This window comes from Yokenella regensburgei (assembly GCF_003634235.1).
Classification (GTDB): Bacteria; Pseudomonadota; Gammaproteobacteria; order Enterobacterales; family Enterobacteriaceae; genus Yokenella; species Yokenella regensburgei.
In genome coordinates this window covers 368124-382725 of sequence record NZ_RBIZ01000006.1, presented here as the reverse complement: position 1 = coordinate 382725, position 14602 = coordinate 368124, and the positions used below count along the sequence as shown (strand labels likewise).

General features: G+C 53.9%; 14 protein-coding genes. 9 read left to right on the top strand and 5 right to left on the bottom strand.

Going from position 1 to position 14602, the window contains the following annotated elements; translation table 11 throughout:
- The first annotated feature begins 2 nt into the window (after positions 1-2).
- The 7 genes from C7387_RS19840 (at position 3) to phoU (ending at position 7553) form a co-directional block, all read left to right on the top strand.
- On the top strand, positions 3-923 hold the full coding sequence (locus tag C7387_RS19840) for an AraC family transcriptional regulator (RefSeq protein ID WP_244922387.1): 921 nt from the start codon (positions 3-5) through the stop codon (positions 921-923).
- A gap of 69 nt (positions 924-992) precedes the next feature.
- Positions 993-2741 (top strand): amidohydrolase, encoded by a 1749-nt coding sequence (locus C7387_RS19835; RefSeq protein WP_120817327.1) that lies wholly within the window; start codon positions 993-995, stop codon positions 2739-2741.
- Between the two features lie 267 nt (positions 2742-3008).
- Positions 3009-4049 carry a phosphate ABC transporter substrate-binding protein PstS gene (gene pstS / locus C7387_RS19830; RefSeq protein WP_038253503.1) on the top strand — a complete coding sequence of 347 codons (1041 nt, stop codon included), beginning with the start codon at positions 3009-3011 and terminating at the stop codon, positions 4047-4049.
- An 81-nt stretch (positions 4050-4130) separates the two neighbouring features.
- A complete protein-coding gene (gene pstC / locus C7387_RS19825) occupies positions 4131-5090 on the top strand; it encodes a phosphate ABC transporter permease PstC (protein WP_006817874.1) in 960 nt (319 codons plus the stop codon).
- Complete coding sequence (gene pstA, locus C7387_RS19820) at positions 5090-5980, top strand: phosphate ABC transporter permease PstA (protein WP_006817873.1); 891 nt, start codon at positions 5090-5092, stop codon at positions 5978-5980. The genes pstC and pstA overlap by 1 nt, the downstream gene beginning before the upstream one ends.
- 47 nt (positions 5981-6027) lie before the next feature.
- Complete coding sequence (gene pstB / locus C7387_RS19815) at positions 6028-6801, top strand: phosphate ABC transporter ATP-binding protein PstB (RefSeq protein ID WP_038253811.1); 774 nt, start codon at positions 6028-6030, stop codon at positions 6799-6801.
- A 26-nt stretch (positions 6802-6827) separates the two neighbouring features.
- A complete protein-coding gene (gene phoU / locus C7387_RS19810) occupies positions 6828-7553 on the top strand; it encodes a phosphate signaling complex protein PhoU (RefSeq protein ID WP_006817871.1) in 726 nt (241 codons plus the stop codon).
- A gap of 44 nt (positions 7554-7597) precedes the next feature.
- On the opposite strand, the gene yieH is transcribed toward phoU, so the two are convergent.
- The gene (gene yieH, locus C7387_RS19805) at positions 7598-8263 is read right to left on the bottom strand and encodes a 6-phosphogluconate phosphatase (RefSeq protein WP_006817870.1); all 666 of its coding nucleotides are present in this window, start codon (positions 8261-8263) and stop codon (positions 7598-7600) included.
- A 169-nt stretch (positions 8264-8432) separates the two neighbouring features.
- On the opposite strand from yieH, the gene C7387_RS19800 reads away from it, so the two are divergent.
- Positions 8433-9770 (top strand): NCS2 family permease, encoded by a 1338-nt coding sequence (locus C7387_RS19800; protein WP_120817326.1) that lies wholly within the window; start codon positions 8433-8435, stop codon positions 9768-9770.
- 76 nt (positions 9771-9846) lie between these two features.
- Here C7387_RS19800 and C7387_RS19795 read toward each other — a convergent pair whose 3' ends face one another.
- The 4 genes from C7387_RS19795 to C7387_RS19780 all read right to left on the bottom strand — a co-directional run bounded on the left by C7387_RS19795 (position 9847) and on the right by C7387_RS19780 (position 13481).
- Positions 9847-10413, bottom strand: a complete 567-nt coding sequence (locus tag C7387_RS19795) for an NADPH-dependent FMN reductase (protein ID WP_006817868.1) — start codon at positions 10411-10413, stop codon at positions 9847-9849.
- Between the two features lie 25 nt (positions 10414-10438).
- Complete coding sequence (locus tag C7387_RS19790) at positions 10439-11188, bottom strand: 4'-phosphopantetheinyl transferase family protein (RefSeq protein ID WP_006817867.1); 750 nt, start codon at positions 11186-11188, stop codon at positions 10439-10441.
- Between the two features lie 171 nt (positions 11189-11359).
- Positions 11360-12328 carry an HTH-type transcriptional regulator YidZ gene (gene yidZ / locus C7387_RS19785; RefSeq protein ID WP_120817325.1) on the bottom strand — a complete coding sequence of 323 codons (969 nt, stop codon included), beginning with the start codon at positions 12326-12328 and terminating at the stop codon, positions 11360-11362.
- A complete protein-coding gene (locus C7387_RS19780) occupies positions 12297-13481 on the bottom strand; it encodes an MFS transporter (RefSeq protein ID WP_120817324.1) in 1185 nt (394 codons plus the stop codon). Before C7387_RS19780 ends, yidZ begins: the two co-directional genes overlap by 32 nt.
- A gap of 209 nt (positions 13482-13690) precedes the next feature.
- Between C7387_RS19780 and C7387_RS19775 the strand changes: the two genes are divergently transcribed.
- Complete coding sequence (locus C7387_RS19775) at positions 13691-14602, top strand: metal ABC transporter substrate-binding protein (RefSeq protein WP_120817323.1); 912 nt, start codon at positions 13691-13693, stop codon at positions 14600-14602.

Genomic DNA, 14602 nt, shown 5'->3' with positions numbered 1-14602 from the left:
TTATGTCGTCAATTCATCACCCTGAGAGGCTGAATATGGCTCAGGATTACCGTAAGCAGGTGTTCCGGGCCATGGACTACATCAGTCAGCATCTGGCTCACAATCCCACTCTGGAAGATGTTGCCCGGGAAGTGGCGCTCTCCAGCTTTCATTTTCATCGAATTTTCAAAGCACTGGTTGGTGAAACCGTTGCGGAATTTACCCGTCGTCTGCGGATGGAGAAAGCCGCAATGCGTTTGATTGATGCGCCTTACAGCGACATTACCGGTCTGGCTTTGCAGAGTGGATTTTCCAGCTCACAGAATTTTGCCCGGGCATTTCGTCAGCATTTTTCCGTTTCTCCGGGAGCGTTTCGTCTGCGCTATCGTCCGGATACAAAAAGCAAGGCAGGACACGTTCCGTGTCAGAAAAGCACCTATCCTCAGAGCGATATTAGCGAGGAGCAGCGCCGCACCGCCGGTTTGCTTGGTGTGAGTGTGGTTTCGCTTCCGACGCGGAGAGTGGCCTTTATGCGCCGGTTTGGCCCCTATGGCAAAGAAACCTGCCAGCAAACGCACCGGGATCTGCTTGCCTCGTTACCGGAAAGGACACCCGCGCATCCCGCAGGAACGTTTTGTGTGTACTGGGATCCGCCGGACGTCACGACCGAATTGCGCTGCCGTACCGATGTCGGTTTTGAGCTTGCGCCGGGTGAACAGGTGCCCAGAAACATTGCTGTGCAGACCATTGCAGGCGGAAGCTACCTTGTTGGCCAGTGTGCGGCTCACGAGGAGCAAGTCGACCACACCTGGGAGCTCGCTTTTGCCTGGATGCGGACGCGGGGAATGATAAAAAGCGATAAGCCCTGCTACGAAAAGTATTACAACGAGACCAACGCAGCCTGCAATTTTTATGTCTATGACATTTGCATCCCTTTGAATTAACGCCAGAAGAATGACGAATTACCACAATAAATAATGGGTTTATTCGCAACGCAACGGAGTTAATTATTAATGAAATTCTCAATGATTTTTCTGGCATGTACACTGGCTGCGAGTTCGGCTATTGCTCAGGCGGGGAGTCAGCAAACGCTGTTTTATGGCGGACACATCTATTCCGCCGATCCTGAGAACCTGCATCCTGAGGCCATCGGAATTGAAGGTGACAAGATTGTTGCCGTTGGCCGCTATCAGGATGTCCTTAAACAAATGGGCGCCACTGCCCGCCGAGTCGATTTACAAGGTAAATTCCTGATGCCGGGATTTATCGACAGCCATGCTCACGTCGCGGACGGTGGATTTCAGACCATTACCGTCGAGTTTCCGCCGGCGATGAAAGAGGCGCAGGCCATCAAAACCTTTGTAGCGAAAAACGAAAGTAACCCTCGGCGCGATCTCCATGGCATTCAGTTCTATAGCAATGTCTCTCTGGATTATTGGGACAATATTCCCCTGCTGAACAGCGTTTTTAATGCACCTGAGTATCAGGATGTTCCAGTGGTTCTGGCGGGCTCTGATGCCCACACTGGCTGGGTGAATCAGGCGATGCTGCGCAAAGCAAATCTGACCCCGCAGACTATCGTCACCGCTGACAGCAGTATTAAAGCGAACGTCGGGTTTACGGCCGACGGTAAACTCAACGGCTTTGTTTCGGAAGGCGCCTGGGATCGGGTTCTGAGCGCCATTCCGCCCGTCGACAACGAAAAAATCGCCCAGTCGATTGTTGCGGGAGCAAAAGAGATGAACCGCTACGGTATCACCGCCTGGATGGAGCCGCTCAGCAATCTGCGGCCACTGGCGCCCTCCTTTGATGCTCATCCCGGGCCCGGCGATGAAGGGCTGCTCCCGGCCTACAGTGAACTTGCAAAACGCGGGGAACTCACCGCGCATGTGACCGGGTTAGCCCTGGTCAATATCGACGCCTCGCCGGCGGTGATTGATGATGTTGTCGCTCTCCGCGCAAAATATGCCGGTATCCCCAACATCGCGCTGTCCGGGATTAAAATTTTCCAGGATGGGGTGATTGAGTACCCGTCACAGACGGCGAAGCTAAGCCAGCCGTATCTGAACCGGCCCGGCTACAGTGGTAACAATTCGCTCGATAAAGTGAAGTTCTGCTCGCTGGTGGCCAAAGCCGATGCGGCAAAACTTATCGCCCATTTCCACGCTATTGGCGATCGTGCCGTAGAGGAGTCGCTGGATGCCGTGGCCTGTGCCAGAAAGCAAAATGGCGATAGCCAGGTTATGCACAGTATCACCCATCTGGAAATTGTTAGTCCGCAGAGCCTTCCCCGTTTCCAGCAGTTGAACGTCGCGGCGTCGATGCAGTTACTGTGGGCGGGAAAAGACAGTGCAACCACTACGCTGCTGGAAGGGAAAGTTCCGACTCCCTTACTACAACATCTCTATCCCGCGGGCGATTTGTTCCGCCATCACGCACTGATTGCCGGTGCCAGCGACTGGCCTGTTTCGAGCCCTAATCCGCTGTTTGCTATCTATACGGCGGTGACCCGAATGGGGGAAGAGGGGGAACTACCGCCTGACAGTGAAAAAATCAGCCGGGCCGCGATGCTGCAGGCCTATACGTTAAACGCCGCAAAAGTGATTGGTCGTGACAAAGAGACCGGATCTCTTAGCGTAGGGAAAAGTGCAGATATGGTGCTGTTCGACAGAAACCTTGAAAAAGTGAGTATTGAGAAGCTGCGGGATGCTCCGGTGCTCTGGACCATGTTTGCGGGAAAAGAAGTCTACAGCGGGATGTAAGCACGTTCATAAAGGCCACCGAAGGGTGGCCTTTCTATCAGCATTGGCTACGCTTTGAGGTGTCACAAAAATAAAATTTTAGTGAAAACTTAATGTCATAAATATGGCTATTTATTTGATGAGTAAGGGTTTTTATTTTTTGTTTTAACAAAAATTTCGCTTGTCATAAAACTGTCATAAACCATACATATAACTGTCACCTCTTTGTCCTATTTTGCTCATCGTAGCCACTTAACAATGATTTATACCCATCTTGCAGGAGACATTATGAAAGTCATGCGTACCACTGTCGCAACTGTTGTCGCCGCGACCTTATCGATGAGCGCTTTCTCTGCGTTTGCAGCAGCAAGCCTGACAGGTGCAGGTGCAACCTTCCCTGCGCCGGTGTATGCCAAATGGGCGGATACCTACCAGAAAGAAACGGGTAACAAAATTAACTATCAGGGTATCGGTTCCTCCGGTGGCGTTAAGCAAATCACAGCAAACACCGTTGACTTCGGGGCATCTGATGCGCCGCTGAGCGACGAAAAACTTTCTCAGGAAGGTCTGTTCCAGTTCCCGACCGTTATCGGTGGTGTGGTACTGGCGGTAAACCTGCCTGGCTTCAAATCCGGCGAGCTGGTGCTCGACGGTAAAACCCTGGGTGACATCTACCTCGGTAAAATCAAGAAGTGGGACGACGAAGCGATTGCTAAGCTGAACCCAGGCAAGAAACTGCCTGCGCAGAACATCGCCGTGGTTCGTCGTGCTGACGGTTCCGGTACTTCCTTCGTTTTCACCAGCTACCTGGCGAAAGTGAACGAAGAGTGGAAATCTAAAATTGGTTCTGGCTCTACCGTTAACTGGCCAACCGGTCTCGGTGGCAAAGGCAACGACGGCATCGCCGCCTTCGTACAGCGTCTGCCGGGCTCCATTGGCTATGTTGAATACGCTTACGCCAAGCAGAACAACCTGACTTATACCAAACTGAAATCTGCAGATGGTGCTGACGTCAGCCCGACCGAAGAGAGCTTCTCCAATGCGGCAAAAGGCGCTGACTGGAGCAAGTCCTTCGCACAGGATCTGACCAATCAGAAAGGGGCGGACGTGTGGCCAATCACCTCCACCACCTTCATCCTGGTCCACAAAGATCAGAAGAAACCTGAGCAGGGCGCAGAAGTGCTGAAATTCTTCGACTGGGCGTACAAAAACGGCGCGAAAGAAGCTAACGCGCTGGATTACGCTACCCTGCCGGAGAGCGTGGTTGAGCAGGTTCGTGCTGCATGGAAGACCAACGTAAAAGACAGCAGCGGTAAAGCACTGTACTAATTGGAATAATTAACGAAAATGGCGGGTAGCCCTGGTGCTTACCCGCCAGCTTCGTAAATGCGTTTAACAGAAGAGTGATTTATGGCTGCAAGCAAGCCTGCTTTTAACCCACCAAGCAAAAAGGGTGACATGATTTTCAGTGCGCTGGTAAAACTGGCTGCGCTGATTGTGCTATTGATGCTGGGTGGCATCATTGTTTCCCTGATGTTCTCCTCCTGGCCGAGCATTCAGAAGTTTGGCTTCTCATTCCTGTGGACCAAAGAGTGGGATGCTCCAAACGATATCTATGGTGCACTGGTGCCGATTTACGGCACGCTGGTCACCTCATTTATCGCGCTGCTGATCGCCGTTCCGGTGAGTTTTGGTATCGCCCTGTTCCTGACGGAGCTGGCGCCAAACTGGTTGAAGCGCCCGCTGGGTATTGCGATTGAGCTGCTGGCGGCAATCCCGAGTATCGTTTACGGCATGTGGGGCCTGTTTATCTTCGCACCGCTGTTTGCCACCTACTTCCAGGAGCCGGTGGGCAACATCCTCTCCAGCATTCCGTTTGTTGGCGCCCTGTTCTCTGGCCCGGCATTTGGTATCGGCCTGCTGGCCGCGGGGGTTATCCTCGCTATCATGATTATTCCTTACATCGCAGCGGTTATGCGCGATGTGTTTGAACAAACTCCGGTGATGATGAAAGAGTCGGCCTATGGCATCGGCTGCACCACCTGGGAAGTTATCTGGCGCATCGTACTGCCGTTCACCAAAAATGGGGTGATCGGCGGCGTGATGCTGGGCCTGGGTCGTGCGCTGGGTGAAACCATGGCGGTGACCTTTATCATCGGCAACACCTACCAGCTCGACAGCGCATCGCTGTACATGCCGGGTAACAGCATCACCTCTGCCCTGGCGAACGAGTTTGCGGAAGCGGAATCTGGTCTGCACGTGGCGGCGCTGATGGAACTGGGTCTCATCCTGTTCGTTATCACCTTTATCGTTCTGGCTATTTCCAAGCTGATGATTAAACGCCTCGCGAAAAACGAGGGGGCACGTTAATGGCGACTCTCGAAATGCAAACCAGCCCGGAATTGATGGAATCTCGCCGCAAAATGCAGGCGAAACGCCGCATGAAAAACCGCATCGCCCTGACGCTCTCAATGGCGACGATGGTGTTTGGTTTGTTCTGGCTGGTGTGGATCCTGTTTTCTACCGTTACGCGCGGTATCGACGGTATGTCGCTTGCGCTGTTTACCGAAATGACGCCGCCGCCGAATACCGCGGGCGGTGGTCTGGCGAACGCCCTGGCGGGTAGCGGGCTGCTGATCCTCTGGTCAACGGTCATTGGTACCCCTCTCGGCATTATGGCGGGTATCTATCTGGCGGAATATGGCCGTAAATCCTGGCTTGCGGAAGTCATCCGCTTCATCAACGATATTCTGCTGTCCGCACCGTCTATCGTGGTAGGCCTGTTCGTTTACACCATTGTTGTGGCGCAGATGGAGCACTTCTCCGGCTGGGCGGGGGTGATTGCGCTGGCGCTGCTGCAGGTGCCGATTGTGATTCGAACCACCGAAAACATGCTGAAACTGGTGCCGGATAGCCTGCGTGAAGCGGCTTATGCCCTGGGCACGCCAAAATGGAAGATGATTTCCGCCATTACGCTGAAAGCCTCCGTCTCCGGGATCATGACCGGTGTGCTGTTGGCGGTCGCGCGTATTGCTGGTGAAACGGCTCCGCTGCTGTTCACCGCGCTCTCGAACCAGTTCTGGAGCACCGACATGATGCAGCCGATTGCCAACCTGCCGGTGACCATCTTCAAATTTGCGATGAGCCCGTTTGCTGAGTGGCAGCAGCTGGCCTGGGCCGGGGTGCTGATTATTACCCTCTGCGTCCTGTTGCTGAACATTCTGGCGCGCGTCATTTTTGCCAAGAGTAAACACGGTTAATTTTTACGGCGCGGCTTAGCGCGGCGCCGAATGAGGAAATGATTGAGATGAGTATGGCTAATACTGCCCCGGGTAAGATTACAGTTCGCGACCTGAACTTCTACTACGGCAAATTCCATGCCCTGAAGAACATCAACCTGGATATCGCTAAAAACCAGGTCACGGCGTTTATCGGGCCGTCTGGCTGCGGTAAATCCACGCTGTTGCGTACCTTCAACAAAATGTTTGAGCTTTATCCGGAGCAGCGCGCTGAAGGCGAAATTCTGCTGGATGGTGACAATATTCTCACCAATACCCAGGATATCGCGCTGCTGCGTGCCAAGGTTGGGATGGTCTTCCAGAAGCCAACGCCGTTCCCGATGTCGATTTACGACAACATCGCCTTTGGCGTGCGTCTGTTCGAAAAGCTGTCCCGTGCGGATATGGACGAGCGCGTACAGTGGGCTTTGACCAAGGCCGCATTATGGAACGAAACCAAAGATAAATTACACCAGAGTGGGTACTCTCTGTCCGGTGGTCAGCAGCAGCGTCTGTGCATTGCGCGCGGCATTGCAATTCGCCCGGAAGTGCTCCTGCTCGACGAACCCTGCTCGGCGCTCGATCCGATCTCAACCGGTCGTATCGAAGAGCTTATCACCGAGCTGAAACAGGATTACACCGTGGTTATCGTAACCCACAACATGCAGCAAGCGGCACGTTGTTCAGACCATACCGCGTTCATGTATCTTGGCGAGCTGATTGAATTCAGCAATACGGACGATCTGTTTACCAAGCCCGCGAAGAAACAGACGGAAGATTATATTACTGGCCGCTACGGTTGATTTGCCTTAGTGCATGTGGAGAAACCATGGACAACCTTAACCTCAACAAACATATTTCCGGCCAGTTTAACGCCGAGCTGGAGCATATCCGTACCCAGGTCATGACCATGGGTGGGCTGGTGGAACAGCAGCTGACTGATGCAATTACCGCGATGCACAATCAGGATCAGGAGCTGGCAAAGCGCGTCATCGACGGTGACAAGCAGGTCAACATGATGGAAGTGGCGATCGATGAAGCCTGCGTGCGCATCATCGCCAAACGTCAACCGACCGCCAGCGATCTGCGTCTGGTGATGGCGATTATCAAAACTATCGCTGAGCTGGAACGTATTGGCGACGTGGCCGATAAAATCTGCCGCACGGCGCTGGAGAAGTTCTCCCAACAGCATCAACCGCTGCTGGTTAGCCTGGAGTCGCTGGGCCGCCATACGGTGCAAATGCTGCATGATGTGCTGGACGCTTTTGCGCGTATGGATATCGACGAAGCGGTGCGTATTTACCGTGAAGATAAAAAAGTGGACCAGGAGTATGAAGGCATTGTGCGTCAGCTGATGACCTACATGATGGAAGACTCCCGCACCATTCCAAGCGTGTTGACTGCACTGTTCTGTGCGCGCTCCATCGAGCGTATCGGAGACCGCTGCCAGAATATCTGCGAATACATCTTCTACTTCGTGAAGGGACAAGATTTCCGTCACGTGGGCGGCGATGAGCTGGATAAGCTGCTGGCGGGTAAAGATCCGAAAGAGTAATACGGATCCCCTCGCCCCTTTGGGGTGAGGGGAGAATCGCGATATCAGCGTGTAATATCCCACCCGCGCGCTTTCCACAACGCCGGTAATTCCGCCAGACGGGTGAAAGTCGTCACTTTTGGATGGTCGATCGGTTTGTTATGCGGATCGGCACAGAAGTAAAACACCTCCATCCCTGCATCAATGCCAGATTGCGCACCCGCGCTGGAATCATCCACCAGAATGCAGTTTTCCGCTCTGACATCCATCGCTTTGGCGGCGTGGAACATCAGGGCCGGGTCCGGCTTCCAGCGCTGAATATCGTAGCCGCTGAACAATTTCTCCGGAAAATGATGCAACATGCCGGTTTTCCCCAGCGAATGCTGCATTTTACTGACCGGGCCGTTAGAGACCACGCACATAGGTACCGTCACCGCGTTAAGTAACGCATTCGCCCCGGCGATGACCTCCAGTTCGCTGTCAAACAGGCGAGCAACCTCAGCGCGATACGCTGTCTCAAGCTCGTCGCGCTGCAGGCTTACGCCATATTCTGTGCCAATGGTGTCGATTATCTCGTGGAGCTTCACACCCTTAAAGCGCTTAAAGATCTCCTCAAGTTCAAGGGAGATGCCCACTTGTTCGAACATATGGACATAGGCACGGGAACAAATCACTTCACTGTCGACCAGCGTGCCATCGCAGTCGAAGAATACCGCCTCAATGTTGGACATGCCGTTTCCTGTTATAGCAAGTTTAACGTTTACGTAATGTAATTACCGGCGACGCAATCGTTGCCGTATAAGCAAATTCGATGAAAAAAGTGATGCTTTATCCCCCCTATTGTCGCATTTTGCGGTAGGATAGCGACGAATTTTCCCTCCAATGCTTCGGAACCAGAAGATGAGTCAACAACACACAACCCAGACCTCCGGTCGGGGACTGCTTGAGCGCGTGTTTAAACTGCGCGAACACGGGACTTCTGCCCGTACGGAAGTGATCGCCGGTTTTACAACGTTCCTGACGATGGTCTACATCGTTTTCGTTAACCCGCAAATTCTTGGCGCCGCGGGAATGGACACCAGCGCCGTGTTTGTAACGACCTGCCTTATCGCCGCCCTCGGCAGTATCCTGATGGGACTGTTTGCCAACCTGCCGGTTGCGCTGGCCCCGGCAATGGGTCTGAACGCTTTCTTCGCCTTTGTGGTCGTTGGTGCAATGGGTTTGCCATGGCAAATTGGCATGGGCGCGATTTTCTGGGGCGCCGTTGGTCTGCTGCTGCTGACCATTTTCCGTGTGCGTTACTGGATGATTGCGAATATCCCGGTCAGCCTGCGCGTGGGGATCACCAGCGGTATCGGTCTGTTTATCGGCATGATGGGCCTGAAGAACGCCGGTGTTATCGTCGCAAACCAGGATACGCTGGTGTCGATTGGTCACCTGACCTCGCATAACGTCCTGCTCGGTATTCTTGGCTTCTTCATCATTGCTATTCTTGCCTCGCGTAACATTCACGCGGCGGTGCTGGTGTCGATAATCGTCACTACCCTGCTGGGCTGGTTGCTGGGCGATGTGCACTACACCGGTATCGTTTCTGCGCCGCCGAGCGTCACTAGCGTCGTGGGCCAGGTCGACCTGGCGGGTTCCCTGAATCTGGGTCTCGCGGGTATTATTTTTTCCTTCATGCTGGTTAACCTGTTTGACTCTTCCGGTACCCTGATTGGTGTCACCGATAAAGCTGGCCTTGCCGATGATAAAGGCAAATTCCCGCGTATGAAGCAGGCGCTGTACGTGGACAGTATCTCTTCTGTTGCCGGTTCATTCATTGGTACGTCTTCCGTTACCGCGTATATCGAGTCGTCTTCCGGGGTGTCCGTGGGCGGACGTACTGGCCTGACGGCGGTGATCGTGGGTCTGCTGTTCCTGCTGGTGATTTTCCTGTCACCGCTGGCGGGCATGGTGCCACCTTACGCAGCCGCGGGTGCGCTGATTTATGTGGGCGTACTGATGACTTCAAGCCTGTCGCGCGTGAAGTGGGATGATTTGACCGAAGCGGTTCCTGCGTTCATTACGGCAGTGATGATGCCGTTTAGCTTCTCTATCACTGAAGGGATCGCTCTTGGCTTTATCTCTTACTGCGTGATGAAAATCGGTACCGGTCGTTTCCGCGATCTTAGCTCGTGCGTGATCATCGTCGCGCTGCTGTTCGTACTGAAGATTGCGTTTATTGATGCTCACTAAAAGGTTTTAGTGTTTGCACCCTCTCCCTGTGGGAGAGGGATGAGGTGAGGGCATCAGAGCGCACTCACCTCTGTCATTACGCTTTCACCCGCTGAATATACTCACCGAATGCGGTCAACTGACCGGTCAGATGATCAAGCGTACTTTGATCAATCACTTCACCCGTCTGCGGGTCGACCTTATTCTGAATAACGCCGCCCATAAACTCCGGTTTATTCATCACCATCGCATCAAGGAACACCAGAATCTGGCGCAGATGATACTGGCAGCGTGCGCCGCCAATAGCGCCCATTGAGCTGGTCTGAATCAGTACTGGCTTGCCGGCCAGCGGTTGATTCGGTAAGCGTGACAGCCAGTCGATGGCGTTTTTCAGCCCGCCTGGCACCGAGTAGTTATATTCCGGCGTCACAATGACCACACCATCCGCCTGACGAATCTGTTCTGCCAGCGCTTCCACGCTCTGCGGGAAGCCATCTTCCTGCTGTATATCCGCATCGTACAGTGGAATATCGCCAATAGACGGTAGCGGCGCTATCTCCATGCCTGTTGGCGCGATTTTCGGCAAGGTTCTGGCAACCATTGCGTTAAATGAGCCTTTGCGCAGGCTTCCCAGTAATGTAACGACGTTCAACGCTTCGGACATGATTACTCCTTTGTCATCGTGACGGTCAGTTCAGTATAAGGGCTTTTTCCGCCGGTAAACTGGTGAATCGCATAAGGCGAGCGGCTGGTTCTTTCGCCCGGCTCTGAATGTCGGGCAGGCTGCTCCAGCCATTTTTACCATCGTACTCCCAGAGCCGTAGCTTTTCGATGGCCGGGCTTGCGGCTACGGACCATACCAGCACGTCTTCGGCATCGCAGATAGCTTCTGCCTGCATGACGTTCGCGACGCGCAGGCGACCAGAGCCTGGCAGCAGCTGCAACAGACCGGGTGAATCCTGCTCGAAGTACCCCGCCATCTTGAGCACGCTCTGGCGCAACGCGACCAGTTGAACTCGCGCTTCGTGCGGATCGTTCTGGTTGTTAATCCACAGATTTTCGTTGCTTGAGAAGCGGTAGTGCTCAGGCGGATGCAGGCTATGAACGCTGCCCAGACTGTGTTGCAGCTCCATATCGAGGCCGCAATCCCCTTCGGTGGTGAGCGCGACGCCGACAATATTGCCGGTATAGGCCATGGAAAAACGCGGTAGCTCCGGGTCTGAAAACGCCGGTTTGCCGTTCGCCTGAGAGCGGATTTCCGGCAATTCACTGATGCCATACAGCATAAACATCAGCTCGGCGAGTAGCGCTCTGGATGCCAGATAGCGGGTTCTGCGATGCTCCGGCAGCTGCCGGGCGGCGTGGTGTATAGCGGCGGGAAGCCGAACCGAAAGCGGATGACTGTCGCTCAATATCCCTCGTGCAAAGTGCGTGGCCATTTTTCTCTCCCTGATTAATGGACAATGGTTATCGGTGACCAAAATAGTATCGCCGATAATGGGTAGGTTTTAATGTGGAAAAACCTCCCGGAAAAGCCTCCTCACGTGACTTTTACGTATCCTTAGCCGCAATAGCTGGTTTCATCACAGTTTTAGGTGTTGTCTGTGCTATCAGCAGGTCGGAAAACGGCTGCGATACAGGTTGCTGAGGGTCTCTTTCAGCCAGACAATTTTTGGATTATGGCTATTGCGCTTATGCCAGAGTAACGTAAACGGTACCGCCAGTTTTTGTTGCAGCGCAGGATCGATCGGGATAGGGAGAGAAACCAGCCTGAGGTTGTGCTGCTGGTTATACTGCTGGCAATAGCGTGGTGCGGTCGAAAGCAGGGTGTGATTCGGCTGGGCCGCCATAAACATCGATTGTTCAAATCCCGGCAGGCTCAGCGCGATATTCCGTTCACGCCCTATCTCTCTGAGTACTTCATCCAGCGCCCAGGTGTCGCTCTGCTCCCAGCAAATGCTGATATGCCGGTACTTGAGGAAGGTGTCGAGGCTCCATGGCTCCTGTAGCGCTGGGTGGTCTTCTCGCAGCCAGACGCAGGGGAGATCGGTAAACAGGACTTCAAAATCGATAAACCAGGGCAGCAGGGTCAACTGCTCGCGTGAGCGCGGATGGCTTTCCCGCCCCGCGAATCCGATGTCTACCTCGCCACGGATAATGGCATCCACCGCATCGTAATCCCAGTTGCGGATTTTTATCTGCGCTTCCGGGTAGCGCTGATAAATCTGCTGCGACAGGTCGTTAAAGCCAATCATCAGAAGCGGGGATTCTGCCACCAGCGTAAACTTCAGCCCGCTCGGGGTTTCATGCTGTGATTTATCCACAATCTGGCTGGCAATCTGCATCCATTCCGCCAGATCCCGTTCCATGCTTACCGCAAGCGGGGTTGGCAGCAGTCCCAGTGGCGTCTTAACAAATAGAGGGTCATCAAACCACCCGCGCAGTTTGGCGAGCGATTTGCTGACCGCTGAAGGCGTCACGTTCATCCGCTTGGCGGTTTTAGTGACGCTGCGCTCCTGCATCAACAGCTGCAGGCAGAGCAGGAGGTTAAGATCGAGACTGGTGATGGATTTCTTCATAACGTGGCGTCGCCGGGACCGGGGTCACTAACATAATCAGCAGAATACAGATTATGCTACAGCCAATCAGAATCCCGATCAGCATATTCAGCGCGTTAATTCCGAGTACCGCCGCAAGCCAAATCCACAGCGAAGAGCCGCACACCTGCGATACCCCCAGTAACGAGCTTGCCACTCCCGCGCGGAGCGCAAACGGCGCCAGCGCCTGGCTCATGGTGACACCAAATCCTAGCGAAAAACCGGCGCAGATACAGGCAAAGCCAATCAGTGAAACCGTGACCGATGAAGCGACGCTGAGTACCACGGCGGCAATGGCAAACATCACCTGCGCGGTCAGCATTAGCGTCCGCTGGCGGAACAGGCTCAGGGCGAACGGAGTGGAGAACGCGACCAGCATGCTGACCAGCGCCGTTGAGGCCATCACCGATGAGTACTGACCACGGTCGAGCCCTAACTCCTCCATCAATAACACCGGCGAGACGTTCACGAACGTCAGGATCACCGTCACGCTCAGCGTCGTGATGGCGAGGCGGCTCAGGAAAAAGCGCTGCAGCAGGGGCTCATGCGTATTGCGGTTATCTGTGCTGGTATTCTGCCGGGTGCCCGGATGCGTCTCTTTTAGCACCAATGCAGAGAGCAGGCACACTACCATCCCCATACCCGCCATCATGTAGAACAGGCTCTGCCACGGAAATTTCAGCATGATCAGATGACCAATCACCGGTGCCAGTACCGGGACAATACAGGTGATGCCATTAATCAGCGACAGCACTTTCGCACGTTGCTGTTCGCTCAACGTATCGCGCAGAATCGCAAACGCCACAACATAGCAGCTTCCTGCGCCAACCCCCTGTAAGAAACGTCCTGCGAGGAACAGGGTACTGGTCTGCGCCTGCGAGCACAGCACCGAGGCCATAACAAAGACAATCGCACCGACGATGGCCACCGGCTGGCGCCCGGCGCTGTCGGCGATGCGCCCGGCAAAGATCATTGCCGCTGCCATCCCCGCCAGGTAGACCGAGAAGGCGATATGGAGCTGAGCTTCACTGGCGCCGAGATCCAAAGCGATACGTGGAAGGCCAACCAGATACATATCTATGCCGGATGGATAAAGCAAAACCAGGGCAAAACTGCAGAACAGAAAACGTGTCATAACCAGCCTCTTAGTATTTGGCGCTAAGGATAAAGCGAGTCCTGAGCGCTAACGAGTTGCCATTACGACAACAGCATTTTCCTGTCAGGCACAACGACACATTTTTTATTACTAAATAAGAACTATTTTCATTTAGACATAGCTTGTGCTATATAAGATAGCAGCGGCTAATTCTGTTTCTAATTTAATCACCTACGGAGACACCTGCGATGGACATCATCAAAACAATAAAGGTGGTATTTTTTAGCGCACTACTGACAGCGGCGACCACGACGGGAGCATTTGCTGCCGAGAAATTCAAAGTCATCACCACGTTTACCGTCATTGCTGATATGGCGAAAAATGTGGCGGGAGATGCGGCGGAGGTGACTTCCATTACCAAACCGGGCGCAGAGATCCACGAATATCAACCGACCCCAGGCGACATCAAACGCGCACAGGGAGCACAGCTGATTCTGGCAAACGGCATGAACCTTGAGCTGTGGTTCAAGCGATTCTATCAGCACCTGAACGGTGTTCCGGAAGTGATTGTCACCACCGGCGTAACGCCGATGGGGATTACCGAAGGGCCTTACGACGGTAAACCCAACCCACACGCGTGGATGTCGCCGGATAACGCGCTGATCTATGTCGATAACATCCGCGATGCGCTGATGAAGTACGACCCCAGTCATGCTGATATCTACGCCCAAAATGCTGCAGCCTATAAAGCAAAAATTACGCAAACGCTGGCACCGCTGCGTGAACAGGTTGCGCAGATCCCTCAGGAAAAGCGCTGGATGGTGACCAGCGAAGGGGCATTCTCATACCTGGCACGCGATCTGGGGCTGAAAGAGCTCTATCTGTGGCCGATCAATGCCGATCAGCAGGGAACGCCGCAGCAGGTTCGTCAGGTTATCGACAAGGTCAGGAAATATCATATTCCTGCGGTATTCAGTGAAAGTACGGTGTCTGACAAACCCGCGCGCCAGGTCGCGCGTGAAACCGGAGCCCACTATGGCGGCGTACTGTACGTCGATTCTCTGAGTGCGGAAAACGGCCCGGTGCCAACCTATATCGATCTGCTCAATGTAACCACCCGCACGCTGGTGCAGGGCATTAAAGATGGGATGAAGGAGTAA

Excerpts from the sequence above, each read along its gene's own strand:
- pstC (WP_006817874.1), top strand. The coding sequence starts at position 4,131 with ATGGCTGCAAGCAAGCCTGCTTTTAACCCACCAAGCAAAAAGGGTGAC.
- C7387_RS19840 (WP_244922387.1), top strand. The coding sequence starts at position 3 with ATGTCGTCAATTCATCACCCTGAGAGGCTGAATATGGCTCAGGATTAC.
- C7387_RS19775 (WP_120817323.1), top strand. The coding sequence starts at position 13,691 with ATGGACATCATCAAAACAATAAAGGTGGTATTTTTTAGCGCACTACTG.
- C7387_RS19780 (WP_120817324.1), bottom strand. The coding sequence starts at position 13,481 with ATGACACGTTTTCTGTTCTGCAGTTTTGCCCTGGTTTTGCTTTATCCA.
- pstB (WP_038253811.1), top strand. The coding sequence starts at position 6,028 with ATGAGTATGGCTAATACTGCCCCGGGTAAGATTACAGTTCGCGACCTG.
- C7387_RS19790 (WP_006817867.1), bottom strand. The coding sequence starts at position 11,188 with ATGGCCACGCACTTTGCACGAGGGATATTGAGCGACAGTCATCCGCTT.
- C7387_RS19800 (WP_120817326.1), top strand. The coding sequence starts at position 8,433 with ATGAGTCAACAACACACAACCCAGACCTCCGGTCGGGGACTGCTTGAG.
- pstS (WP_038253503.1), top strand. The coding sequence starts at position 3,009 with ATGAAAGTCATGCGTACCACTGTCGCAACTGTTGTCGCCGCGACCTTA.
- pstA (WP_006817873.1), top strand. The coding sequence starts at position 5,090 with ATGGCGACTCTCGAAATGCAAACCAGCCCGGAATTGATGGAATCTCGC.
- phoU (WP_006817871.1), top strand. The coding sequence starts at position 6,828 with ATGGACAACCTTAACCTCAACAAACATATTTCCGGCCAGTTTAACGCC.
- C7387_RS19795 (WP_006817868.1), bottom strand. The coding sequence starts at position 10,413 with ATGTCCGAAGCGTTGAACGTCGTTACATTACTGGGAAGCCTGCGCAAA.
- yidZ (WP_120817325.1), bottom strand. The coding sequence starts at position 12,328 with ATGAAGAAATCCATCACCAGTCTCGATCTTAACCTCCTGCTCTGCCTG.
- yieH (WP_006817870.1), bottom strand. The coding sequence starts at position 8,263 with ATGTCCAACATTGAGGCGGTATTCTTCGACTGCGATGGCACGCTGGTC.
- C7387_RS19835 (WP_120817327.1), top strand. The coding sequence starts at position 993 with ATGAAATTCTCAATGATTTTTCTGGCATGTACACTGGCTGCGAGTTCG.